The 26,039-nt window shown below is 45.7% G+C and carries 20 protein-coding genes, 2 pseudogenes and 1 riboswitch; of the genes and pseudogenes, 18 read left to right on the plus strand and 4 right to left on the minus strand.

Annotated features, from left to right (window positions below):
• Window positions 1–14: 14 nt before the first annotated feature.
• Together LPY66_RS10790 and LPY66_RS10795 are read left to right on the plus strand one after the other, a co-directional pair.
• The gene (locus tag LPY66_RS10790) at window positions 15–1,226 is read left to right on the plus strand and encodes a metallophosphoesterase family protein (RefSeq protein WP_337984348.1); all 1,212 of its coding nucleotides are present in this window, start codon (window positions 15–17) and stop codon (window positions 1,224–1,226) included.
• Window positions 1,216–3,378, plus strand: a complete 2,163-nt coding sequence (locus tag LPY66_RS10795) for a hypothetical protein (RefSeq protein WP_337984349.1) — start codon at window positions 1,216–1,218, stop codon at window positions 3,376–3,378. The genes LPY66_RS10790 and LPY66_RS10795 overlap by 11 nt, the downstream gene beginning before the upstream one ends.
• Here LPY66_RS10795 and LPY66_RS10800 read toward each other — a convergent pair.
• On the minus strand, window positions 3,375–6,716 hold the full coding sequence (locus LPY66_RS10800) for a DEAD/DEAH box helicase (protein ID WP_337988071.1): 3,342 nt from the start codon (window positions 6,714–6,716) through the stop codon (window positions 3,375–3,377). The genes LPY66_RS10795 and LPY66_RS10800 overlap by 4 nt on opposite strands.
• Before the next feature lie 615 nt (window positions 6,717–7,331).
• Entirely contained in the window at window positions 7,332–8,582 is a 1,251-nt protein-coding gene (locus LPY66_RS10805; protein WP_337984350.1) for a DNA polymerase Y family protein, read from the minus strand.
• A 217-nt stretch (window positions 8,583–8,799) separates the two neighbouring features.
• Here LPY66_RS10805 and LPY66_RS10810 point away from each other — a divergent pair, with 217 nt between their 5' ends.
• The 15 genes and pseudogenes from LPY66_RS10810 (at window position 8,800) to LPY66_RS10880 (ending at window position 23,439) form a co-directional block, all read left to right on the plus strand.
• On the plus strand, window positions 8,800–9,483 hold the full coding sequence (locus LPY66_RS10810; RefSeq protein WP_337984351.1) for an SOS response-associated peptidase: 684 nt from the start codon (window positions 8,800–8,802) through the stop codon (window positions 9,481–9,483).
• Window positions 9,484–9,544: 61 nt separating this feature from the next.
• Entirely contained in the window at window positions 9,545–10,492 is a 948-nt protein-coding gene (locus LPY66_RS10815; RefSeq protein ID WP_337984352.1) for an AEC family transporter, read from the plus strand.
• 235 nt (window positions 10,493–10,727) lie between these two features.
• A complete protein-coding gene (gene mutY, locus LPY66_RS10820; protein WP_337984353.1) occupies window positions 10,728–11,792 on the plus strand; it encodes an A/G-specific adenine glycosylase in 1,065 nt (354 codons plus the stop codon).
• Window positions 11,793–11,963: 171 nt separating this feature from the next.
• Window positions 11,964–12,665 carry a PilZ domain-containing protein gene (locus tag LPY66_RS10825; RefSeq protein ID WP_337984354.1) on the plus strand — a complete coding sequence of 234 codons (702 nt, stop codon included), beginning with the start codon at window positions 11,964–11,966 and terminating at the stop codon, window positions 12,663–12,665.
• 36 nt (window positions 12,666–12,701) lie between these two features.
• Entirely contained in the window at window positions 12,702–13,259 is a 558-nt protein-coding gene (locus LPY66_RS10830) for a helix-turn-helix domain-containing protein (RefSeq protein ID WP_337984355.1), read from the plus strand.
• 200 nt (window positions 13,260–13,459) lie between these two features.
• Window positions 13,460–15,133 (plus strand): annotated as a pseudogene (locus tag LPY66_RS10835) (AMP-binding protein); the annotation flags it as partial.
• Window positions 15,134–15,175: 42 nt separating this feature from the next.
• Window positions 15,176–15,451, plus strand: a pseudogene (gene ppnP / locus LPY66_RS10840) (pyrimidine/purine nucleoside phosphorylase); the annotation flags it as partial.
• Window positions 15,452–15,536: 85 nt separating this feature from the next.
• Window positions 15,537–16,586, plus strand: a complete 1,050-nt coding sequence (locus LPY66_RS10845; RefSeq protein WP_337984356.1) for an agmatine deiminase family protein — start codon at window positions 15,537–15,539, stop codon at window positions 16,584–16,586.
• A 1-nt stretch (window position 16,587) separates the two neighbouring features.
• Window positions 16,588–17,472, plus strand: coding sequence for an N-carbamoylputrescine amidase (gene aguB, locus LPY66_RS10850; RefSeq protein WP_337984357.1), 885 nt, complete (start codon window positions 16,588–16,590; stop codon window positions 17,470–17,472).
• Between the two features lie 89 nt (window positions 17,473–17,561).
• Window positions 17,562–18,065 carry a LiaI-LiaF-like domain-containing protein gene (locus LPY66_RS10855; RefSeq protein WP_337984358.1) on the plus strand — a complete coding sequence of 168 codons (504 nt, stop codon included), beginning with the start codon at window positions 17,562–17,564 and terminating at the stop codon, window positions 18,063–18,065.
• A 350-nt stretch (window positions 18,066–18,415) separates the two neighbouring features.
• A riboswitch (cyclic di-GMP riboswitch) is annotated at window positions 18,416–18,501 on the plus strand.
• Window positions 18,502–18,558: 57 nt separating this feature from the next.
• Entirely contained in the window at window positions 18,559–20,232 is a 1,674-nt protein-coding gene (locus tag LPY66_RS10860; RefSeq protein ID WP_337984359.1) for a bifunctional diguanylate cyclase/phosphohydrolase, read from the plus strand.
• A 563-nt stretch (window positions 20,233–20,795) separates the two neighbouring features.
• A complete protein-coding gene (locus LPY66_RS10865; RefSeq protein WP_337984360.1) occupies window positions 20,796–21,116 on the plus strand; it encodes a heavy metal-binding domain-containing protein in 321 nt (106 codons plus the stop codon).
• 193 nt (window positions 21,117–21,309) lie between these two features.
• Window positions 21,310–21,861, plus strand: coding sequence for a class I SAM-dependent methyltransferase (locus LPY66_RS10870; RefSeq protein WP_337984361.1), 552 nt, complete (start codon window positions 21,310–21,312; stop codon window positions 21,859–21,861).
• A 118-nt stretch (window positions 21,862–21,979) separates the two neighbouring features.
• Window positions 21,980–22,945, plus strand: a complete 966-nt coding sequence (locus LPY66_RS10875) for an LCP family protein (RefSeq protein ID WP_337984362.1) — start codon at window positions 21,980–21,982, stop codon at window positions 22,943–22,945.
• Between the two features lie 86 nt (window positions 22,946–23,031).
• Entirely contained in the window at window positions 23,032–23,439 is a 408-nt protein-coding gene (locus LPY66_RS10880; protein WP_337984363.1) for a (deoxy)nucleoside triphosphate pyrophosphohydrolase, read from the plus strand.
• A gap of 246 nt (window positions 23,440–23,685) precedes the next feature.
• Here LPY66_RS10880 and LPY66_RS10885 read toward each other — a convergent pair whose 3' ends face one another.
• A complete protein-coding gene (locus tag LPY66_RS10885; RefSeq protein ID WP_337984364.1) occupies window positions 23,686–23,814 on the minus strand; it encodes a hypothetical protein in 129 nt (42 codons plus the stop codon).
• 164 nt (window positions 23,815–23,978) lie between these two features.
• Here LPY66_RS10885 and LPY66_RS10890 point away from each other — a divergent pair, with 164 nt between their 5' ends.
• The gene (locus LPY66_RS10890) at window positions 23,979–24,401 is read left to right on the plus strand and encodes a hypothetical protein (protein WP_337984365.1); all 423 of its coding nucleotides are present in this window, start codon (window positions 23,979–23,981) and stop codon (window positions 24,399–24,401) included.
• 11 nt (window positions 24,402–24,412) lie between these two features.
• On the opposite strand, the gene LPY66_RS10895 is transcribed toward LPY66_RS10890, so the two are convergent.
• On the minus strand, window positions 24,413–25,888 hold the full coding sequence (locus LPY66_RS10895; RefSeq protein ID WP_337984366.1) for an MBL fold metallo-hydrolase: 1,476 nt from the start codon (window positions 25,886–25,888) through the stop codon (window positions 24,413–24,415).
• Window positions 25,889–26,039 lie beyond the last annotated feature (151 nt).

A 26,039-nucleotide genomic window follows, 5' to 3' on the forward strand; every position in this document is an offset into this window, starting at 1 on the left:
TGAGGCGAATAAGGATGGCTGAGTTCGTTCGCTTTGTGCATTGCGGCGGCTTCCGATTTGACTGTCCCGAGTGGGAAGGTCCTTCGTCGTGGAAAGCCATGCGGGATAAGGATTTATGGGATACTTTTGAAGCTGTTCTTTTGCTGTGCCAAACCGAAAAAGCGGACTTTTTATTGATCACAGGGGATCTGTTTGATCAGGAATATACGCGCAAAGAAACCGTGGAACGAGTTGCCCGAGCTTTCGCTCGTTTGCAAGGTATTCAGGTGTTTATTACGCCGGGGGAACAGGACCCGTTGGTTATTTCGTCGGTCTATCGGTATGCCGAATGGCCGGAGAATGTTCATATATTCGGAGAAGGAATCCGTTGCATTGAAATATCGGATAAACAATGTATCCTCTGCGGGGCAGGCTGGACGACGTATCAACAGGAAAAATACGTTATCGATGATCTTCGCATCAAAGATGAGCCGGTGGCACAGGCGGCGCCGATTCGCATCATGCTGCTGCATACGGAAATCGAATCGGATAGTCATACTGAAAATTTTATTCCGCTCCCTCCGGAACAGATAGCCGCCAGCACGATGACCTATCTCGCTTTGGGACACCGGAACCAATATACCGGCGTTCATCAGACTGGGAATACCATCTGGGCCGATTGCGGCACAGCAGAACCCCGGTATTTTCATGAAACCGGGCCGCATGGTGTTATCCTGGGGCAAACCGACGGCGCTGCTGTTCATTGCGAGTTTAGGGAACTGAGCCGCCGATGTTACAGCGAAAAAGTAGTAACCAACGTTTCCGGTGAACGGGAAACGGATATTAAGAATACGGTTCGTGAATTACTGACAAACATTACCGCCGATGAACGCCAGCGTGATTTATTCCGATTTCGGTTATTGGGTTCCCGCTGGAATCCGCAAATGATCGATGCTGTCAATGACATACTGAAGAAGGAATTACGACATGTTGAACTTATGGCGGACGGCGCATCAGCAAATGAAGTTAGTGAAGCACAGGATAAAGTGTTAAAAATAGAAGGAATAGACCGACAGAAAACCCTTGGTTTTCCGAGTTTAAATCACGTTTTTCGCTCGGAAATAGAATTGCGCATTGCGAATGCCAAAGATGCTGAAGAAAGAAGGCACTGGGAACTGGTCAAACGGATCGGATCTGCGGCCGTCAGCCAGGCCATCAGTCAGGAACAGGAAACCTATGAGGATTGAACGTGTCCAATTAACAGACCTGCCAACCTTAAGGGATAAGCTTTCAGATTATCCCGAAAAACTTGTTGTGCTCTTTTTTGAAGACATCAGCAGACAAAAGCTGATAGAATCAACGTCTTTGCCTCTGGAAACCGTGTTTAACTGGCCGGAAAGCAGCCGGCATGATCTGTACCGCCGCGTCATGAACCTGCAACACGTTGGCAGTGAGGAACTGTCACCGGCGAAGATGTGGGATTCCTTAAAACGCGCGGCAGAACGGGTTGAAGAACAAGCGGAAGGGATGGCGCAAGTCAAGAAAGAATATGATGCCTTGCGCAGTGAATGGGAGGCTGACGCCGAGCGTCTGGAACATCAGCGCGCTTTGCAGATTAAAATCAAAAGGCTGCAGGTGGAAAAGGATGATTTAAGCTGTAAAATAGCCGGTATGGAAAAGATCCATGAACGACTGCAAATTTTAAAGGATAATCCAGATTATCCGGATTTGCGCAAGTTAAAAGATAAGATGACCCGTCTGGAGCAAACCCGGCAGGAAAGTGAAGAAATACTGGCTGCCTATAGTCAGGATCCTGATATAGATTGGGATATGGTCGACAAATTACGGGAAGAAACTTACGCCTGGGCGGAGCTCAAGACGGCGGATCACTCGCTATTAATGGAAATTATTGAACTCGAACAGGATATCGATGCTCTGGCCGATGATATCAATCATTCCCGATATGCCGGATTACCGGTCACGGAAGGTGAAAGCTTGAATAAGGCTGAAGCGGAACTGTCTGAACTGCAGGCGGCGTTAGCGACAGAAAGAGAAGCCTCTGCTCAACGTTCGGCTGCGCTTAATACCCTCGAAAAGCAACTGGATGAAGAAAGAGAAAAACTCAGACGATATACCATGATGGTAAAAACATCTGCTAAGGACGGCCGCGAGCGGTCAGCCAGGGAAGGGCAGCAGACCTTCGGCAAAGCCTTATTGGCAAAGCTCGGCTTGAAGTATGGTCAAGACCGTTCAGAGAAAAAGGGTGCGTCTCGTCTGAAGGCGATTTTTCAAAGGAATTCGATGAAAGATAATGCCGGTTTTAGCCGATTGGAGAAGGAATATCAGGACCAGGTTCACATCGTCAAGGCCATGCAGGCGCAATGGAATGCATGGATCAATGAAAGCGAAAAAGAGAAAAAACTAATCAGCCAAATAGAGGCCTGCAGTCAGAGGTTACGACTGGCTTATGCCTCTGTCAACGCTTCCGGACACGATGAATGGCAGCGTGGTTGGGAAGAGTATCAACAGCAGCAAAAACAACTGGCAGAACGACATGCTCAGCTTGAAGCCAAAATTACGCAGCAAGAGCAGGCGCAAATAAAAATCAACGCCAGTGCAGAGCAAATAAGAGAAAAGCTGAAAGGGTGGACCTCCGAGGATGCAGTCGATGAATTGCTGGCCATTATTCAAAATATCGCCCTTAACCTGCGGCTGAAAGAAGTGACAGCGGAACAATATGCGGAGATCAAGAACACGCTTAAGGAAAAACTTAACAAACGCGACATGAACCGACTTTCCGCTGCGTTGGAACCGTTTGACGACGTGCAGCGTGAAGGACGTCTTTCCGTGAAGGAAAGAAACGCGATGTTAATAAAAACGAAACAGCAATTAGACGATGTGAGTAAGCAAATGCAGCTGGCGGCAGCTGATCTGAAGAAGAGCAGGAGTATATCGAAGGATCCCGAATTGGATCAAAAACTTGACGCGGTTAAGCAGCAATGGCTGGCATTTTATAACCTGCAGCAGGCACTGTCGGACACGAAAGAGCTGTTGGAAAACTGTCTGGACAAATGGCAATTCGACTATGGCATCGCCTTAAAAATCAAAGCGAAACAGATAGTGAGTCAGACCTTTGCCTTGCCACTATCCGACCGGAAAGAATTGATCATGGCAGACGCAGCCAAGTATTACTTTGCCTATCGTCAAGCCCTTCTGGAATTGGCGTCGGAAGATGACCGTGATTGCCCCATTTTCTTTTTCACCGGTCAAATGAATGAAACAACGGAATTCTGGGATGGAATCCTTCGCTATTATCAGGGGCTTTCACTCGAACGGCCGGTTTTCTTCGGAACGACGAACAGTACCCTTTGGCAGTATATCAAAGTCAATCATAGTTAACTCATTTCAAACAATTCTTTCAGCTCATGTTCCGTCAGCTTGGTCAACAGGGTTTCCCCCGGCTGGATCACGGCGTCAATGAGCTTCTTTTTCTTTGCCTGCAGGGCATTGACTTTTTCTTCGATGGTTCCTTGGGTCAGGAGTTTAATCACCTGTACGGTATTATTTTGGCCGATGCGATGCGCCCGGTCTGTGGCTTGATCTTCAACGGCGGGGTTCCACCAGGGATCAAAGTGAATGACAGTATCTGCTCCGGTAAGATTTAAGCCGGTACCGCCGGCTTTCAGCGATATGAGGAAGACCTCGCCGCAGCCGCTGTTGAACTCCTGAACCATGTGCGCCCTTTCGGAGGCCTTTGTGGAGCCGCTCAGATAAAAATAGGGGACCTTTTCACGGTTAAAATAGTCCGCAAGGATATCCAGCATGGATGTAAACTGAGAAAAAACAAGAATACGGTGGCCGCCGTCCAGTGCTTCCGCCAGGAGTTCCTGGAACAAAAGCATTTTTCCGCTATCTCCCGTATAGTTTTCAATAAACATGCCGGGATGGGAACAAATCTGACGCAGACGGGTCAGTGCCGCCAGTATTTTGATTTGGCTTTTGGCAAACCCGGATACGGCTAATTCCTGGGCAATCTGACTCTTTGTCTGCTGCAGATAGGCAAGATAAATCTTGCGCTGCTCATCCGTCAACGCAGCTTTGATTTCCGTCTCAATTTTGGGAGGAAGTTCTTTAAGCACTTCTTTTTTCAGTCGGCGCAGGATAAAGGGCCGGGTATGCCGACTGAGTTCCTGCAAAGCGCCTGCGTCGCCTTTACTGATCGGCGCCGCGTACTTTTTATGAAATTCCAGCTGCGTGTATAAGTAGCCGGGCAGCAGAAAATGAAACAGGGACCATAACTCCGATAACGCGTTCTCGATGGGCGTTCCGGTCAGGGCAAAATACCCGCCGGCCTGAATTTTCTGCACGGATTTGGCATTGAGCGTGTTGGCATTTTTTATATTTTGGGCCTCATCGAGAAAACAATAGGAAAACGAAAGATTGGCAAATGTATCGATATCCCGGCGTAAAACAGCATAGGATACCACCACAAGATCAGCCTGTTCAACGAGAGTGAGCTGATCCTGGCGTTCCTGGGGTGTTCCGTCAATAACCATGACCTTCAGCTCGGGGGTGAATTTTTCTGCTTCACTCCGCCAGTTATAAACGAGGGAAGTCGGAGCAATCACCAGCGCCGGCGGAAAAGACCTGGACGGTATATTTTCATTGTCATTTTTCAGCTTTTCCGAAAGGATAAAGGCAAGCACCTGCAGGGTTTTGCCCAGTCCCATATCATCAGCCAGAATGCCGCCTAAACCATAAGAAGACAAGGTTTTCAGCCATTTATATCCCGTTTTTTGATAGTCGCGCAGAATGTGCTGGAGAGTTGACGGGGGGTCAAATTCATTATCCTGGGGTTCCAGAATACTTTGAACCAGCTGTTTAAACGCGCGGTTGCGCTGAATTCCCGGCAGATTTTCCTGCCGCAGAAAATTGTCGATATACATGGCTCTAAATTTGGGAAGCTGAATCGTGTCCTTGGTCAGGTCCTTTTCCTTTAAATCCAGATGGTCAATCAACAGGGACATGGCGTTGAGCTCCTGCTGCTGCAGGTCGAGAAAAGAGCCGTCCCGCAGGCGGTAATATTTTTTCTTTGTTTTCAGAGAATGAAAAATATCTGCCAGTTCCGCCCGATCAATGTCCCCGTAGGCAAAGCTAATTTCCAGCATATCCAGGTTGTCATCCAAACGAACACGTCCGGTAAAGCCGGTGGCATAATGGATCTTGAGTTTAAAATCATCGGAATAGTATGTTTCGGCCAAATCGTGGAGCTCAGAGAAACCATGGAGCGTAAAATCGAATAGTTTATCTTCATCATCCAGGCTGATGCGTCCTTCGGATACGGTAAAATCAGCTTGTTCAAAAATCTCCAGTATTTTTCTTTCCTTTTCCATATCGCGGATCAGGACATGATCGCCGCTGGACGATACGGCACGGGAATCTCCTTGGGCAGAGAAGGGATTAATGATGATATCACCATAGTGAAACTCCAGACGGACGGTAATCCCGGTATCATTTATCCGATCAAAGAAGAGCTTAGGTTGCAGCTCCTCACGGATAAACTTCGCGGCCAGCTCCGGCTCAATGGAGACCGTACCCAACGTTTCCATCCGGGGGAGTGCTTCCGAGACAAAGATATCCTTCTGGTTAGCAGGAAAGATAATCCCCGGCTGATGTTTTCCGGCTAAGAGCTTAATCAGATTCGGCAGGAACTCAGCTTGTCCGGGTGAAACGCCATAGATCTGCCGTTCATAAAGATAATAGGCGCCGTCTGCAGTCAGCTGGACAGGGAGCTTGCTTTGCAGGGTGAGGACCAGGTCCAGCTCTGCGGATTCCACCGAAAAATCGAGGGGCAGATCTTCCCGGCAAATCGTTGTTGGCATGGGGAACGATGTCCGTAAAGCTTTGGATGAGCCGGCGTGCAGGAAGAACTGTTTTGACCCGACAACATCCAGAAATTTACGAAGATAATAACGGCTTAAGACAAACGGTTTTTGAGTAAAAGGGGAGGCTGAATAGGAAGAATAGGTTAAGGTCTTCACCTCGTTAACCGCCTCGTATTGTTCAAGCATTTCCCGGAGCATGTGAATGACCTGTTGGTCCTGAGCTGAAAACACGTGCTTCGCTGGATCGTAAGTAAATTTCATCCCGAATTCCATGAGGTGATTATGCTTGATGGCATATAAAAATTCTTTCAGATTCTTGACGACATAGAGTCGGTTCGTACCGATTTTTAGCTGAAGTTGGCCGCCTGACTGCAGATAATCCGTATTGATTTCCAGTTCCAGTTCCAGGTTTAATAGTTCTTTACCGGTATTTAGCGGTTTACGGTCGGCAAAGATCGCCATGAAATCCGATGCCGCTCGCTTGGTATCCGGACGGGGGGAGAATGCGCCGGATGCCACGGATGTCCCGGATGACTCCGGTGATCTGACCGGATCCGCTAGTTTTTGCTGGGCAGTTTTCAGCACCGCAATAATATGCTTGCAGGCCCCCGGGTATTGTTCATAGGCTGGACACGTGCAGTAGTAGGTATGCAGCGAGCCGTCTTTTTTCAGCTCAATATGGACATCATACGTATCGGTGCCAAAAACTTGGGCATCGATAACGCCCTTTTCCGGGTTATAGCTGAAATTGCCGACCTTTCGTCCATGCGCATAGAGAGTCCCTGCGTCATAGACTCTTCTGCTGGTTGCAATCGCTTTCAGCTCAGGTTCCGATAGGTAAAAGGAAAACATGAATCGATAATCCTCCGTGTTGGGAATAGACAATATCTCTAGAATAGCATATTTCCTTTCGATTTTCATCTTGGAGACCGGGGCCATCGAGGTAGACGCCATTATTAATTGTCAGGAGTTATATTATGGATGTAATTCCTGATTATACATCGATGACAAAAATTACAACAATTACAAGCTGACAAGCACCTCAACCCATGATAAATACGGCAATACGTTAACGACTACCACCCCGACTGGGTCAACATTTAACCGTCTGTAGAATTCCAATGACCGTACCTGTTGACCCGGATGAATATGAAAAGGGGTATACGGTTGCAGGGCGGAACACTGGATACGGGTTGTATTAATTGGAGCTGGTTGTCCTAAATTCCGCGACGTATCGGAAAGTAGGACAACCTCTTGGCCCCAGAATACACCCTTTCAATACTCGTTACGACAATAACTTCAATTTCCAATGAGAGTCGTAGTTTTTGCACACGTTTGCTCATCAAGTTGTTCATTATATTTTTTCAACTAGTCAAATTAACATGTCGCCAAGCATGTCCCAAAAGCGTAAGCGCTTACGCTTTTGGGACATGCTGTTAACGTAGGGATGGGAGTTATCATCAGAGCTCAAAGTAAACTCGTCATCATGGGATACTCCTCATCCGTTACCGTCCCGCCGGTTATGGGAGCAAGGCCGCTGTGCAGAAAGGTGGCCCGGATGATTGCGCCGGAACCGTAGCGTGACCGGATCTGGTCGATGGCCCGGTCTGCGGCCCGCTGCTTTTCGCTTTCACGTTCGAACAAGGTCATTTGGATAAAGCTGTTATTGCAGAGATCAGATACGCGTACGCCCAGATGCCGAATCGGCTCATGCCCCCAGATGTCATCAAACAATTCGCAGGCAATGGCATGGATGGTATTGGTGCAATCCGTGGGGGTGTGAATTTTTCGCTGGTGGGAATAAGAAATTAATTGGTTGGTCCGGATGGATACAGAAACCAGCCGGGCACAGTATCCGCCTTCCCGCAAGCGGGCACCGACGGTTTCCGTCAGGGAAAGCAGAACGAGATGGGCCGTCCGGCTGTCTTCAACATCAAAAGCAATTGTCGTCGAATTTCCCATGCCTTTGACCGGTACCCGGCGCGTTAGGTGGACAGGGGAATCGTCACGGCCATTGGCAAAATTCCAGAGAAGCGTGCCGTAGCTTTTGAGAAAAAGGTTGAGAAGGATGGGATCGGTATGGGCCAGATCACCAATCGTGCAGATACTGCGGTCCCTCAGCTTACGGGAGGTGGCACGCCCGACACCGAAAAGTTCTTCGACGGGAAGCGGCCACATTTTAGATGGGATCTCTTCCGGGAAAAGCGTATGGACTTTGTCCGGTTTTTGCAGCTCCGAGCCCATTTTAGCCAGAAGCTTTTTACTGGAGATGCCAATGTTCACCGTAAAGCCAAGCTCTTCTTTTATCTCTTCCTTCAGCCGGTAAGCCATGCTCAGGGGATCACCAAAGGTTCGCTCCGACCCGGTATAATCCATAAAATATTCATCGATAGAATATTGTTCCACTACCGGAGAGTATTTACGCAGAATATCCCCAAATGCCTGGCTGCACTGCATATAGAGCGAGTAATTGGGCGGGACGACAATCAGGTTGGGGCACTTGGCCCGGGCTTCAAACACGGATTCCCCGGTCTGAATGCCATATTTTTTTGCCGGGATGGATTTGGCCAGGATAATGCCGTGCCGGGTCTCCTGACTGCCTCCGACGACAGCGGGTACAGTCCGCAGATCGAGCATGTCGCCATGCTGCAGGCGGCTGGCGGCTTCCCAGGAAAGATAAGCGGAATTTGCATCCACATGAAAAATACAGCTCGGCAAGTAAGTCACCTCTTTTAGTTGAAAGAAAAAATGATAAACGAACGTATGTTCGTAATCATATCATAGCAAAATGAAAGCGGTATGTACAGTCAATGCGTGGAATGTTTTCTGTTGTCTCCGAGTGACCGGTAAGTTATGATGGAATCAATAACAGCATAATTCCGAAGGATGTTGTTTTAAGACCATAGCAATGGCTGGCGAGTGGAGGGGAGTTACGATGTGCGGAAGGATAACGTTTACGCTGACCAGGGATGAGCTGGCTGAAATCTACAAAATTACCGATGAGATGGATTGGCAGCCGCGGTATAATATTGCACCTTCACAACCGGTTCCGGTTATGGTTAATACTGAGGCACAACAGCTCAAATTTTTCCGGTGGGGCCTTGTTCCTTCGTGGGCAAAGGATCCCCAGAGCGGATATAAGATGATTAATGCCCGGGCTGAAACCATTGACACCAAACCAAGCTTTAAACACTGTTTCCGGGAACAACGCTGCTTGGTTCTTGCCGATGGCTTTTATGAATGGAAACGCGAAGGGAAGCGCAAGACACCTTACTTGTTTAAAGTCCGCGACCGGAAATTCTTTGCCTTTGCCGGCATTTGGGATAGCTGGAAAAGCCCGGCCGGAACAGTTCTCTATACCTGCTCAATTATTACCACAGGCCCCAATGAACAGATGGCACCCATTCATGATCGCATGCCGGTCATTTTAGACAAAGAAAACGAAAGAATCTGGCTGAATCCGGAGCTGAACGATACGGAGAAACTGAAGCAGCTGCTGGTTCCATATCCGGCAGTGCGGATGGAGGCGTATCAGGTATCTGACTATGTCAATTCGGTCAAGCATGACAGCATCGCCTGCATTCAGCCGGTCCCGGGACAAACCGCTTTATTTGGGTAGTACAGGTAACTGTTCATATGATATAATAGTCGTCATTATGACGGTTTCAGGAGAAAAATTCATGGATCTATATTCGGTTTATAATCAGCTGGGCATTTTATTTTTAACGATTCTGATCGGGTACTTTCTGGCCAAGATAAAAATCATCACATCGTCAGCGACGCAATTTCTAACCAAATATGTTTTAAATATTGCGCTCCCGGCACTGGTGATCGCGGGTATGCAGATTCCGTATACCCCGGAAAAGCTGCAAATGGCGGGTTCTGTTTTTCTGTTGTCTATCCCATGTTACGCGTTGGCTTATGTGGTGGGGATTCTGACAGCAAAAATCCTATCCCGTGATCATTCCCAAAAGGCCGTCTTTAATTTTGGTATCGTTTTTGCCAATACAGCCTATCTTGGGTTTCCCGTATTTATGGTTCTTTTCGGCAAGGAATCGATATTTTACGCAGCGATTTATAATATCTTGTTCGGACTTCTGCTGTACACACTGGGGGCGAAGATCATGCGCACCCATGAAATTGCTCCGGTACATAAAAACAGAATTCCTCTGAAAGAAATATTTAATCCGGGTGTTGTCGCCAGTTTGGTTGGACTCTTGTTGTTTATTACGGCGCTTCCGTTGCCGGTATTCGTGATCGGTACCATCGACACGCTCGGCAATACATGCGTGCCGTTATCGATGCTCACCATCGGGGCGATGTTAAGTGAATTGCCGCTCCATAAGATGTTCGGTAATGTCCGTGTTTATTTACTGTCTGTTGTAAGGTTAGTCGTCATGCCATTGCTGATTCTGGTCATGGTCAAGTACATTTTTGGAATCGACCAGATGATGCTGATCGCTATTCCGGTCATCATGGCGGGTATGCCAATAGCAACCAATACGGTGTTAATGGCCATCGAATATGATAATGATGCCCAACTGTCCTCCCAGGCTGTATTGATTTCAACCATTTTAAGCTGTTTGACGATTCCGCTGATGATATTATTGCTTTCGCATTTGCACTAACAGTAAACAAACGATTAAAAATATGTGGGGTTAGTCTGGCGCCACAATTCCGCTTTCGGCTCTTGTGCCCTCCATGGATTTGCATTAGGAGGAAGTTAAAATTCTTTTTGCCCTCCTTGGCGAATTTTAACTTAGGTCCGTCCATGGACCGTTGCGCTCCGCAATCCCTGCTCCGCTTGTCGCCGGAACTTGTGGCACCAGACCTGATATGTGGTAATTATCTAGGAGGACAATTTTGCAAAATTCGCAGTACTTATCCGCCGCATTGTTAACATGGTATGCGCAAAATCGAAGAGAGTTGCCTTGGAGGAATACGTCGGACCCTTATGCCATCTGGATATCCGAGATCATGCTCCAGCAAACACAGGTGGAGACGGTAATTGATTATTATCACCGTTTTTTGAATGGTTTCCCGGATGTTGCCCGGTTGGGGCAGGCGGAGGAAGAAGACGTTTTATCCCTATGGAAGGGATTGGGCTATTATACCCGAGCTCGAAATATCCTTCGTGCGGCCCGGGTGATTTTAGAAAAGTTTGACGGGGTTTTCCCAACGGTCTATACGGATATCCGATCATTACCGGGGATCGGAGACTATACAGCCGGAGCGATAGCCAGTATTGCCTACAATCTCTCTTATCCGGCGGTAGACGGCAATGTGCTGCGTATTATTTCCCGCTTGGACGGCATTGAGGAGGATATCAGCCTCCAAAAAACGAAAACCCGGATAACAGCCAGAGCGGCTGGATTGATCCCGGACGGGAAAGCCGGTGATTTTAATCAGGCATTAATGGATCTTGGTGCCACTGTGTGTGTTCCTAAGGATCCAAAATGTACTGTTTCTTGCCCCTGGCAAACGGAATGTTCAGCACACCGGGATGGAAAAGAATCCATTCTGCCAATCAAAAAGAAGGCAAAAAAACCGATTGAATACCATTATGCAGCTGCTGTTATTCGACGGAACGCGGATATACTGATGACGAAGCGCCAGGCAGATGCGTTATTGGCCAATATGTGGGGACTGCCGTTGGTCTGTTTAGAATCGGGGATCTCCCCGGAAACTCGCTTTGGGCATGAATGGGGATTGGAAGTGACGAACACGGTCTATCTCGGACATGTCAAGCATGTGTTTTCACATCAGATCTGGCAAATAGATGTTTATAGCATGACACTGAATGATGAAAGCCAGGTAGACGGTGATCACAATGACCGTCCATTGGCATGGGTATCACCGGAACGACTAAAAACACTGCCTGTACCGAAGGCCTTTCAGAAAGTTTTATCGTTAGGATCGTTCTTCTAAAAAAACAAGGCCAGTACACTTTAAACATGTTAACAATGTTCGACATCAGGGTGCACCTTTTTAAGAAATAGCCTGACCTGCATTGTACTTGTAAAAGAAATTAGGTAAAATGGATTTAAATGGATTTATCATCGCAGACACTCTATTTTGAGACATGTCGGGGTGGAGAAAATGGAAGAATTCAAGGAAAAAAGACAGTATTTTCGCGTCGATATGATCAATGATATTCCCGCATCGGCCAGGATATCTTCGATCAATAATCATCGGGTGGAAGTTGAGAAAACATTCCCCATAAAAATACTGGATATTAGTACCGGGGGGATGAGTGCTTATTTCGAGATCGATATTCCAGTCACCATCATGATCATCAATACAACGTTTGTGTTTGAAGACGAGGAATTTAATCTGGACGCGCTTCTTGTTCATAAAACACCATTGGGCCAAGGATTTGAATACGGGATGAAATTCCTCTTTCATTCCAATCGCGAGGAAAGCCAGGTCACCCGTTGTATAAACCAGTATAAGATCAAGCATGCCCGCTTTAAAAAGATTGAACTGGATTTACGGAAACAAAAATACATCGGATGCTTTGTCAAGGTCTTGGACCTGATCGATCAACCGGCGTGTCTTCTCAACACACGGCGGATCGTGGTGGCCACGAATCAAGCGGCTAAAGATACCGGGATCCGATTAGGTGAGCGCTGCTATCAGACGATGGCCAAAAGGCAGCAGGCATGCCCGCATTGTCGGTTGGAGGAGGCTGTCAAATATGGTATGCTATTAGAAGCTGATGATGCTGAGCTCCGGGAAGTGAAGTGCAAAGCCCGCTGGTTGTATTTGGAGGATGATTATATCATCCATTATTATCTGTAGAAAAAGACCATTACATAAGCGAAAGGAATGGCGGCAATGAATGAAAAGGTGAGAGATATCGCAGAAAGAATTAAAGGGTTAAGACTCTTAGCCGGGTTATCTGAAAGAGAAACCGCCGGAAAGCTCGGACTTACCCTCGAAGATTACGTCAAATATGAAAAAGGTGAGGATGACATTCCTGTCAGTATTTTGTATGAAATCGCCGACTTTCACCGCGTCGACATGACAGAGGTGCTGACCGGCGTATCTCCGAAACTGCATGATGTCTGTTATATTAAAAATGGTATGGGGCTTAAAATCGAACGCTACGACCAATACGATTTTCAGAGTCTGGCTTACCAATATATCAACCGTAAAATTGAGCCGCTGCTGGTGACACTGGATCCCGGGAACAGTCCGGAACTGGTTACCCATCACGGACAGGAGTTCAACTACTGTCTGGATGGTAAAATGAAAGTCATCATCAGCACTATGGAATATGTCCTCGAACCGGGAGATTCCCTCTATTTTAATTCGATGCTGCCGCATAAAATGCTGGCCTTGGATAATCAGCCGGCGAAATTTCTCACCGTGATCCTTTTGGCCGAAGAGTAAGGATCCCTTCTGTTATTTCTGGTAAACCAAAAGGTTATGACGCAATCTGAATTTGAGATAGCATTCTTAGAAAATATTATTGTCACATAATATGACGGATATTATTGGATAAGAAAAAAGTATAAAGTAAAGTAAAATTAAAAGTAAAAGAATTAAGTAAAATTATTATAATAAAAATTCATAATAAGGATGTGTCACTGTTGAATTTTGCCAGTCGCTATATATCACGAGAAGATTTTGAATCCTATGAGGATTTCTGTGAGAATTATAAGATTATTGTTCCGGAAAATTTTAATTTTGCTTACGATATCGTCGATGACTATGCCCGCCTCGAACCGGAAAAAACGGCACTGGTCTGGTGTGACGACCATGGTAACGAAAGAATCTTTACTTTCAGTGACCTCAAGAAATATTCGGATAAGACGGCACAGGTGCTGCATGCAGCCGGTATCCGCAAGGGCGATAAGGTCTTATTGATCCTGAGAAGGCGCTATGAGGTTTATTTTGCTATTCTGGGTTTAGCCAAACTGGGCGCGATCTATATCCCGTCATCCAATCAAATGACAGAAAAAGATTTGGTATACCGCAATAATGCGGCTACGGTCAAAGCCATTATTGCCTATAATGATCCCAGTGTATTAAGCCAAGTAGAAGCAGCCAAGGAAAGTTCTCCTTCATTGGAAACACTGTTTATCGTCGACGGGCAGCGTGACGGATGGATCGACTTTAATTCCGAACTGGAAACGGCTTCCGCGGATTGGCAACGGCCCACCGGTGCTGAAGATACGTATAACGACGATACAATGATCATTTACTTCACCTCGGGAACGACCAGTATGCCCAAGATGGCCAGCCATGATTTCACCTATCCCCTTGGCCATATTGTCACTGCCAAATACTGGCAGCGTGTTGTTGATGACGGCCTGCACATGACGGTGTCCGATTCGGGGTGGGCCAAGTTCGGCTGGGGTAAGATCTACGGTCAGTGGATTTGCGGCACAGCGCAGTTTGTTTATGACATGGACAAGTTTATCCCGGAAAAATTACTCGGGATGATCCAGAAATATAAATTATCTACTTTTTGTGCCCCTCCGACCATCTACCGTTTTCTGCTGGAAAACCAGCCGGAACAATATGATCTTTCTTCCTTAGTTCATGCGTCCACCGCAGGTGAGCCGCTAAATCCGGATGTATTCAACCGCTTTAAAGCAATCACCGGACTGGATATTCTAAACGGCTTTGGTCAATCGGAGACCACCGTTCTGGTTGCCAACTTCGAATGGCTAGATGTCTACCCGGGATCCATGGGCAAACCGAATCCCGCCTATAAGATCGATTTGGTTGATGAGAACGGCAAATCCTGTCCACCCGGCGTTGAAGGGGAAATAGTTATCCGGGAGGCGGATTCCAATAAACCAGCCGGTTTGTTTACCGGGTATTACCGTGATGAGGTTTCCATGAACAAAGTATGGTATGACGACACCTATCATACCGGGGATATGGCCTATTGGGATGAGCATGGCTTCTTGTGGTTTGTCGGACGAAATGACGATGTCATCAAAGCGTCCGGATACAGAATCAGTCCGTTTGAAGTGGAAAGTGCCCTGATCGAGCATCCGGCGGTTGTCGAATGTGCGGTTACGGGTGCACCGGATGCCGTCAGAGGGACAGTCGTTAAAGCAACGGTTGTCCTGGCTAAAGGGTATGCCCCCTCGGAGGAACTCCGGAAAGAAATTCAGGATTATGTCAAAAAGGTCACGGCTCCCTATAAATATCCCCGCATCCTTGAATTTGTCGAGGAACTGCCGAAGACCATAGGAGGTAAAATCAAACGCGCCCAAATTCGGCGCGAAGACAGCGATAAATTCAAAGACGTCGATCGTTTCGACAATGTGACGGCGGTTAAGAAAGCCAATATCTATTTCGAGGGAAGAGTAACCAGCCGAACGCTTCTATTCTCGAATGGCCAACAGAAGACTCTCGGCATCATGCTGCCCGGAGAATATGAATTCAATACGACGAAAAAAGAACTGATGGAAATCATGACCGGAAACATGACGGTTTGGCTGCCGGACAGCACGGAATGGCGCACGGTTAAAGGCGGAGAGTCCTTTAAAGTTCCGGGAAATTCTAAATTCAAAGTTGCGGTAACTGAAATATCCGATTACTGCTGTTCGCATTTAGATGACTGATCATTCAATGAGCCGCTCGCCGCGCACACCGCAGGTTACTGTCCTGCTGCGGTAAAATGAGAGCGGCTGGGGAAAGGACCGATATATGACTCCGAGAGAAGAGCATTATTCAATGCCGGCGGAATGGGAAAAACATGAACGGACATTTATTTCCTGGCCTGTACGCGATTCCATGTGTTATCCTCAGGAATACGATGCCGTGTGCCGCGGGTATGAAGAGATTATCAGGGCAATTGCCGAATTTGAACCGGTCACGGTCATCACCAATGAAGACGACTATGATTGTTTATCCCGCTTGTTTAACGACGAGAACATCCAACTGCTTTTGATCGAACATGATGATGCCTGGCTAAGGGATAACGGACCGACTTTTTTACGCGGTAATCAGGGCACCCGAGCCGGGATCAATTGGCAATTCAATGCCTGGGGAGAAAAATATTCTCCTTGGAACCGCGATAATAACGTTGCTCCGAAAATCCTCCAGGCCTTCAATATCAGACAGATTGATGCGCCGCTGGTTATGGAAGGTGGTTCCTTGCATGTTGACGGGGAAGGCACCTTGCTTACGACGGAGGAATGCTTACTTAACCCCAATCGCAATCCGGAATACACACGGGAGGATATTGAGAAAGCACTCAAAGAGTATTTAAACATCCAAAAAATAATCTGGCTGGAAAACGGGCTCTGTGGCGACGAGACTGACGGGCATGTCGACAATATCGCTTGTTTTGCAGCACCGGGTAAAATATTGCTTCAGGTATGCGATGATCCTGAGGATGAGAATTATGTGATTACCCGAAAATGTTTAGAGGTATTGACTGGAGAAAGTGACGCCAAGGGCAGAAAGATCACCGTCATCCCGATAAAACAGCCACCGAAAATGGCGTATAACGGCAAACGCCTGACCTTAAGCTATTTGAATTTCTATATGGTGAACGACGGTATCATCCTGCCTGTTTTTGGCGGGTCTGCTTCACAGACAGATGAACTTGCCATTCGCGTATTGCAGGAAACATTCCCGAATAGAAAGATCCGTACGGTAAATGGTATGGGTATCGTGCGTGAAGGTGGTAATGTCCATTGCACGACGCAGCAAATGCCTGCGGCGCAAACCGCCGGTAAGGAAGGGTTGTAGAATGAGAAAAGTTATTGTTGCGGCAACGCAAATGAGCTGTTCCTGTCAAAGAGAAGAAAATATAGCGAAAGCGGAGACTCTGGTAAGACGTGCCGCAGCCGAAGGAGCAAAGATCATCTTGCTCCAGGAGCTGTTTGAGACGCCCTATTTTTGCCAAAAAGAAAAATCGGATTACTATCGCTATGCGGACGATCTGGAACAAAACCTGGCAGTTAAACACTTTCGGGAAATAGCCAAAGAACTGCAGGTTGTGCTGCCGATTAGTTTTTACGAAAAGAAGAATTATGCCCGGTACAATTCCATCGCGATGATCGATGCGGACGGAGAAATCCTCGGGACCTATCGGAAAAGTCATATCCCCGACGGTCCGGGTTATGAAGAGAAATTCTATTTTAACCCAGGGGATACAGGCTTTAAAGTCTGGCAGACCCGTTATGCCAAAATTGGCGTCGGGGTGTGCTGGGACCAGTGGTATCCGGAAGCAGCACGCTGCATGACGTTGATGGGGGCAGAGATTCTGCTCTATCCCACTGCCATTGGTTCGGAACCGGAGGACGGAAGCATCGACTCCAAAGATCACTGGCAAACCTGTATGCTGGGTCATGCTGCCGCCAATTTAATACCGGTTATTGCTTCCAATCGGATTGGTGTAGAAGAAGACGAGGATTCTAAAATTACCTTTTATGGATCATCATTTATAGCCGATGCTACAGGCAAGAAGGTGGCTGAAGCCGGCCGTACGGATGAGACAGTTCTAACCGCGGAATTTGACCTGGACAAAATAGAAACACAGCGGCTGGAATGGGGGATATTCCGTGATCGCCGTCCGGATCTGTATGGTGTGATAACCTCCTACGACGGTGAAACCACCTGGTATAAAAAGTGATCTGTCAAATAAGATTAATCGTATTCAATCTGCTATACTGCAAACTATTGTGAATTGACCATACGAAGAAATCGAAGGAGGGGATAACTATGAAAAAAAGCAGCATGGTATGGGGCGTGATCCTTATTGTTGCCGGACTTTTCCTGCTCGTAGACAACCTGGCTGACTTGCGTATCCTAAGTATGGAAAGAATATGGCCCGTATTCATTCTCATTACCGGTCTTGCCTTTGAATTTGCCTACTTCAGCAAAAAGCAAAATCCCGGTTTTTTGGTTCCAGGCGGCATCATTACGGTCATCGGGTTGCTATTCTTCTTCGAAACCTTTACCAACTGGCGTTTTGCTGCTTATACCTGGCCTGTATATCCGCTGGCTGTGGCCATAGGGCTTTTTCAGCTCTATTTATTCACACAACGTGAACGCGGACTTTTAGTGCCCATCTTTATTTTAACGGCTGTATCTGTGGTATCGTTTGCGGCGATGTTTTTGAATACGATCCAGAAGTGGGTAGACCTTGGCATTGTTTTACCTATCCTCCTCGTCGTTTTCGGTGTGATTATCCTGCTGCGGAATATACTTAAAAAGAGTGAGTAGCGTTAAATCGTGCGTGGTATAAAACTGATAAATTATGGAAATAATAGTATCACCAATAGGTTGGAGGTATCCATATGGGGGATAAAAATCCAAAAAATATCATGAAGCAAAAGAACAAGAAAAAGAAGATAGAAAAGAAAGTTGAAATTGATGCTCTCTAAATTAAGTGAATAAACAGTAACGTGAAGCAACAGTAATGTCTGGAAATACTTGCACTGCATCGAAATCCCTGCAGTGTCTTTTCTTTTCCATGCTATTTATGTTTGAATGATAAGATATGTTAATAAATTGACAGGATTTACATTTTTATCTATAATTAATATTGATTTTTAAAATATATGGATCACAGTAACTGTAAAAGGCAAACCTGTTGAAAAGCAGGGACGCAAAGCTACGAGTCTAAGTGCTGAGGCATAATGACAGTCGGGTCGCCCGTTATTTAAAGGTTAATATCGTGGCATCCTGCCATGATTTTTTTGGTTTGGAGGATAATATGGAACCCGAGTCAATTATTCTGGCCAGCTGTACGGTTACAGTGGCTTTGTTGATATCTTACAGCTATTTGTACTTAACGGAGAAAAAGATATATATCATTTCATGGATATTGTCGTTGGTGCTGCTTTTGACGGCTTATGTCACACGCTATTATATTATCGAGGATGTCTCTGTACGCCCGGTATTGTCCATTCTCAATTATTTTGCGACAGTTGCCGGTTATTGGCTGCTCTATAACGGTGTAAGGCAGTTTTTTAAGGCTTCGGTATCGCGTCTTATGATTATAGGAGCTATACTTCTCTTCGGCTTCTTTACTGCGTTTACCTTAGCGGAAATACCCACGACTGTTATATTGCTGGTCACGCTTATCTATACGATCACGTTGCTTGTAACCATTGCGTATACAGCCCTTACTGAAACGAAACCGGATGGCATGTTAAAGCGAATTCTTGGCTGCATCTTTTTTATTTGGGCTGTCGCGTTATTCCTCTATCCCTTATGTGTCATCTGGAATTATGTACCTTATGCTATAGGTTATTGGGTCGTGGGAATTATCGGACTGATTGCCTTTATCGGGATGCAAGCCCTTTATTTTCAAAGGATTCGGCAGGAACTTGAGAATAAAGAAGCAAAAATAAGGCAGCTGGTGGAATTTGATAAACTAACAGGTGCTTATAGCCGCACCTATTTCGAGCATGCACTGGATGATTTTTTGGAAAGAATATCTTCGCCGGCTGTATTGGCAATGGGCGACATTAATGGCCTAAAACTGATTAATGACACCTTTGGTCACGAAAAAGGCGATGAACTCCTGCTGGATGGGGCTACGGTCATAAAAAACTCTCTGGGACAGGACAATATCGTCGTGCGTTGGGGCGGCGACGAATTTATTGTCATCATGCCGTATAAGACCATGTTGCAAGCAGAAGCGACGATCAGAGATATTAAGTCAAATCTGAAAACTTTCCGCCCTAAAACGATTCCATTGGAAATATCGTTTGGACTGGCCGCTTTCGATCCTAAACAGCAGTCGATTTATGAGTGTATAAAAATAGCCGAAGAATTAATGTACAATCATAAGTTGCTTGAAAGCCAGAAAACACGGATGAATATGATCGCTTTCCTGGAAAAATTGCTGTGGGAAAAGGATTATCAGACGGAAGCGCATGTGATGAGGATCAAAAGCCTCGCCGATAAAATTGGCGTGCGAATCGGTCTGTCATCAAGAGAACTGGTCGAGTTAAATCAAGTGGCGATGCTTCATGACATCGGGAAAATCGGCGTTCCGGTTGAAGTATTAAGAAAGCGATCCGAACTTACGCCCGAAGAATGGGCAATGATGAAAAAACATACCGACATCGGTTATCGGATTACCCAATCCATACGTGAACTATCTTATATATCCGATGCCATCCTCAGTCATCATGAATGCTGGGATGGCAGTGGTTATCCACAGGGACTGAAAGGGCAGGAAATCCCGTTATACTCAAGAATCGTTGCAATTGTCGACTCCTATGACGTAATCACGCATGAACGCCCGTATAAACATGCCACTGATCATGAGTCGGCGCTGTTGGAGATCAATGCGTGCGCCGGAACCCAGTTTGACCCCTATTTGGTCGATGTGTTCACCCTATATATGGAGGAAGCTAAGGCTGCCAATGATTATTAACTTTTTTATAAATAACTATTGACATTGGATGGAATAAGCCTATAATAATCTCATGAATTAAATAATTCCTTGACACGATGTTAAGGGGAGTAGCAAACGGTCATGAAAGGCCGTAAGATAGCGTCGTCAGAACGGTTCCCGGGAACCCGGCCTATCACCAGCAAATGGATGCGAGACCTTACCCAATTGGGTAAGGTCTTTTATATTTTGCACGATGATCGGAGCGATACTGTCTGCGGACATCAGAGCGGAAGCACTACATATTAGGAAAGCGAGTGAAGTAAATGATGATAAAAGACTTTTTACTGTTTCTCTTTTATGGGGTTTGGAGCGATGTTTCCATCTTGGGAGGGAGCATTTTCCTCGTAGCTTTAGCGATTATTCTCTTTTTCGTCTATCGGCATCTAACCGTCCGGAGAAGAAGAAGGATCGAGACCCAAATTGGATTGTAGGTTAAATCCGCTAAAATGACGTTCATTTGTTTACAGTATAACTATGGGGTATGACCGTTATAATAAAAACGGTATAATAAAGTCAATGATATCATTGGGAGGAATAAGATTATGATTTTAACGACAACACCCTCTGTGGAAGGAAGCAAGATCACCAGTTACTACGGGATCGTCACCGGCGAAGCTATCATGGGAGCAAATATTGTCAGAGATATCTTTGCGAGTATTACGGATGTCATTGGCGGACGTTCCGGGACCTATGAGGGGAAACTTCAAGAAGCCCGATCGCTGGCTTTAAGAGAGCTCGAAGAACGCGCTTATCAACTGGGTGCGAATGCCGTTGTCGGGATCGACCTCGACTACGAAGTCATCGGAGCCAATGGAAGCATGCTGATGGTCAGTGCCTCCGGCACCGCTGTCCATGTTGAATAGGTTTTTTAACCGTAACATAACAAGGTATCGCGGCACGACCAATAGTGCACGATACCTTTTCTAATATAGTTTACGCCATGCTCCGCTTGTGCAGCACGATGACCATCAGGCTGATTATGATATAATATAGAAAGATCGACAGCAACCAGAAAATCAAAGCGGATGAGCCGTCTTCCTAAAAGGAGGTTTCTTGATGAACCGGAAACAATTGAAATTTGAAAACCCAGCACGCCTGGATGAGTTAAAGCCACGGGAAACATTGTTACGCATCGGGCTTACCGAAAATGATACCGTTTGCGATATCGGTGCCGGGACGGGGGTTTTTACCTTGCCTGCGGCTGAAATCACCCGGAATACGGTCTATGCGCTGGATATCAATGAGGACATGCTGGCCATCCTTGATGATAAGATCCAAAGCGGACAAATCAAAAATATTGTCCTGCAAAAGGTCAGGGATAAACGCTATGATCTGGAGGACGGCAGCATTGCTATCGCCCTTATGGTCACCGTTTTGCATGAGGTTGAAAGCAAACTGCAAATTATCAAAGAAATAAAACGTATTCTGAAGGAGAACGGGAAGTTGGCTGTCATCGAATTCCACAAACGCCCAACGACGTCAGGACCTCCGGTGGAACAGCGTCTCAGTCAAGATGAAGTGAAAGAAATGATGGCTTATTCGGATTTCACGACCTGTGATGAATTTGACCTCGGCGATAACTTTTATTGTTTGGTATTTGTTAATTGACATTATTGCCACAATCTGTATAGAATAACAGTTGGTAATCCATCTGTTATTTTTGATTTATTCCATCATTTGTTTTCAAAATTTAACGACAAACTTCTTACTGAAAGGACTTTCATCGATGCGAAGACGAAAACCCAAAAAAAGCCCGCTCATTTTTATTCTGACTGTGCTATGTCTGCTCCTGATGTCGGGATTTGCTTTAAGTGCTTATATCAACGACCCGGGAATGTTTACTGGGGAGGATAAGGATAATACTCCGACGGAAGATAATACCGCTGAAGTGGTTACCAATAAACTGAAGGACAATTATTATACATTTCTCTTGGTCGGAGTCGATCAAGAAAAAGCCAACACGGATACAATCATGGTTGCCTCTGTTGATACCAATGCCAAGACCATCAATCTTGTATCCATACCGCGGGATTCGATGGTCGATGTCGAACGATTTACCAAGAAAATTAACGCTGCATACGGCAACGGCGGAGTGGAACAATTAAAACAGGAGCTGCAAACAATTATTGGGTTTGTACCTCAGAACTATATGATCGTCGATCTACAAGCCTTGAAGAAAATGGTCGATACGGTTGGGGGGATAGAGTTTGATGTTCCCGAGAAAATGGACTACGACGATCCCAAGCAGAATTTACATATTCATTTAAGTCAAGGCCAACAGCATATCGATGGCAGCGAAGCTTTGCAGCTGGTGCGTTACCGTGGGTATGCCAACCGGGATATCGGTCGTATGGAAACCCAACAAAAATTTATTAAAGCGCTTGTCGATAAAACATTGTCTTTTTCCAGCGCGACGAAAGTCATGCAGTATATCGAAATATTTCAAACAGAAATTGATACGGATTTAACCCTGCGGGAAATGCAATGGCTTGCCCGGAAGGTACTTCAAATGGATACGGCCAGCGGCTTTACCGTACAAACCTTGCCGGACAGCGGTAACGGTTTGTATAAAGGGGTCAGTTATCTCTATTTGGACCAGGATAACGTGCTGAGTATGGTCAATGAAAAAATCAATCCCTACACACAGCCCATCACAGCCGAGGATGTTCGGATCATTAAGCTTGAGGATTAAAGCTTGACGTCGGCATTGTGCAGGCGTCATTACTCTGGAGTGATTTAAGCAAAGAATGTAGTCCTAGTGTGAAATCGGGAGAGACTATGTCGGAGAATAGTGACGTAAAGAAAATAACGGCGGTTACTGCTGCCATTATCCGTAAAGGTGACGATATCCTTATTTGCCAGCGAGCCGAGGGAGGGAGCTGTTCCTTATTGTGGGAATTTCCGGGCGGAAAACAGGAAGTAGGGGAGACTCTCAAGGCCTGTTTGATCAGAGAATGCCTAGAAGAATTAGGGGTTGTCATTCACGTCGAGGATATCTACAGTCAAGTGAACTATACCTATGGTGAGAAAGAAATGGCCTTCACCTTCTTTCATGCGCATATTATTTCGGGCCAACTGAAAAAAAGAGTGCATCAGGATATCCGCTGGGTGAAGCGCGATGAACTGAAAGCGTACGAATTTTGCCCTGCGGATGTGGAAGTAGCGCGAGGATTAGGTTCCGAGTGAGGGTAATCTGTTGGACCTATTTAAAAATGATGCAACGGCTTGACTTTTGCTTCAATGAATGGTTTATAGTATATGGTAAAAAATAGGAGAGTTAGCTCTCCTATTTTTTTGCTCTGTGTTTCTGTTCGTATATCAGAAAGTATAAGTGACTTTCTGTTCCAGAAAGTTTGATTCACGTTCTGAATTACATAAGTTCAGCTATGGCTGCCGCCTTCGTCTAAGGACTTGGCGCCAGCCAAGTTTTACTTATTTTTTTGTTTCGCCCAGACGCTCCACTTGGGGTTCATATATCTCGTTTTTTACCTCTTGGAATTTTTGTTCCATTTGCGGAAATTTATCCGCTAAATCTTTTCTTCTATCGCTGTTTTTAGTCAAATCTGTTCGCCTCCTATTGAAAATGAGTCATTCGCTATCAGTATCTCCTAATTTCGAAAAATAATGTTTAATCCCAATGGAAGTGGATCAGGTGAACATTACCTTTTGTGGAAAAATATACTATAACAATAAACGTGAAATACGTGAGTAAAGGAAAATGATCGATGGATTTAAAATCGTTGGATGCAGCCAATATCCAATTACGCATCAGTTCAGAAATGATCAAGGAAATGATCGCGAATGAAGAAAAAAAAAGCATACAAGAGCTATCCGTCATTTTTGGGACAGAGACGATAACGTTTACGGGGAAACTCAATTGGAAACTTGTCAAAATTCCCTTCGAAATTGTTCTTCGGTTAACCTCGGCCAAGGAGCGAACCATTTATTTTACTGTTGAAAAATTCGCGCCTATAAATGCCTTGCCAATAAAAAACACATTACTGCAGCGGCCGCCTCTATTAAAATATACGGATCCTCATTTAGAACTCAATTTGGATGGGATTGCAGCATTAAAGAATATACCTTATGGCCATATCAAAGACGTTCGGATCCAAGATCAAAGCTTTCTTGCCCAAATCGGATTCTGAGCGGAATATAATCATTCATTAGAATGCTTTATGGATTCTAATTTACCGTCCTTTAGTATGGAGATCGGCCCATGCCCACCGCAGACGAGGCATGGCCGGTTGTTTTTTTCGGCTATTTGATCTAACAAGCCGGTTACCTGCTTCCTCATAACGGTTGCTTTATCGGAATGGACATTGACACTGCGCATTAAATAAGGCGCCAGGGAATTAAACTCAGCGCGTTCCGGGGAAAAACCGCTGATATTGACTAAAATGTCGCCGGTAAAGGCCAGGCCATATTCACTGCAAACAAAGACCATCTCGCCATAGAGGTGCCCGCCGCTGCCTTCATAAACGGTAAACTCAAGGTGATCCACCCGGAAGCTGCCGATGGGGATCAGATCATCATGATCTTCCGGTGTTTCCGGACGATTATCGGCATCGATGATCACAAATTGCTTGGGGTCCGGCGGGGAATAGCCGGAAATGATTTGACTGAGTTTACTGTATCCCCAGCCCAAGGCGCTGCTTTCCCGGTAGTCGGGAATCCCATTGGTTTGGCGGCGCAGACTATCCGAACTTTTTTTATTCAAATAGATCGGCACATCCTGAAACGTGGAAAGAAGACCACAGTGGTCAACATCCGCATGGGTAATCAATACGCGTTTCTTCTGGAAAGCCCATTTCGGGAATAACCGGGATAGCACATGGCGCATCTCTTCAGCATAAATGGCGTAACCGGTATCAATCAGCAGCAGTTCATCGGCAGTCTCAAGAACATAGGTATTACTGCCGCAAGGGGGTTGAATATTATACAGCATGACGGAGTCACCGACCGGAATTTTGTCAATATCCACAATAAAATGATCCTGGCGGTATTGACTGATAAACAGGGCAAAACGGCGGATATAATCAAACACTTTTTTCGGGCTTTCGCCATTTTCCTCGAGCATCTGCAGGATCCGGTTGGATTCGGATATAAATTCTAATGTTTTTTCTGTTGTTAAATGGAGAACTTTTTGCATTTCATTGGCTAATCGGATATAAAATATGGTATTGTCCAGATTCTTTTCAAAATCATCATAGTCGATGATTTCTACCTGATAAAGTGACGAGATATCTTCCAGCAGCATTTTAATAATATCCGGTTTTTCAATCAACAAACCCATGGTGAAGTCCTGAAACAGTGTGCCATTGGCACTGGAATTCAGATAAGAGATATTGATATCATACTGATCCAGTATTTTCAGCACAGGGATTACCGCCCCCGGCTTATCTGGTATTTTGATAATGATTTCAATAACCCGGGCAGGCGCAATTTCATTATTAAGGTAGCCAATCGTCGTCAGCTCTGTTTCTATTTTATCGTGGTTTTCTGCTTGCGCTTCGACATCCAAAAAAAGCATGTGCAGATCCACCGCTTTGTTATAACTCACCCGTACAATATTTCCGTCATACTTGGCGATGATTTTGGAAGCCAACAGGAATGCACCTGTCTTATCCGGCATACGTGTTACATAGGATTTTCTCAGCATCGTTTGATCCTTTCGCTATGTTTTATCCTTAATCACTATGATTAACCTCTTGTTGGTTATTAATCCTATTATATAATATAATTCAAATGGAATAGCAACATTTTGCCATTCTCACACGTGGTGA

Source organism: Dehalobacter sp. DCM (genome assembly GCF_024972775.1).
Lineage (GTDB): Bacteria > Bacillota > Desulfitobacteriia > Desulfitobacteriales > Syntrophobotulaceae > Dehalobacter.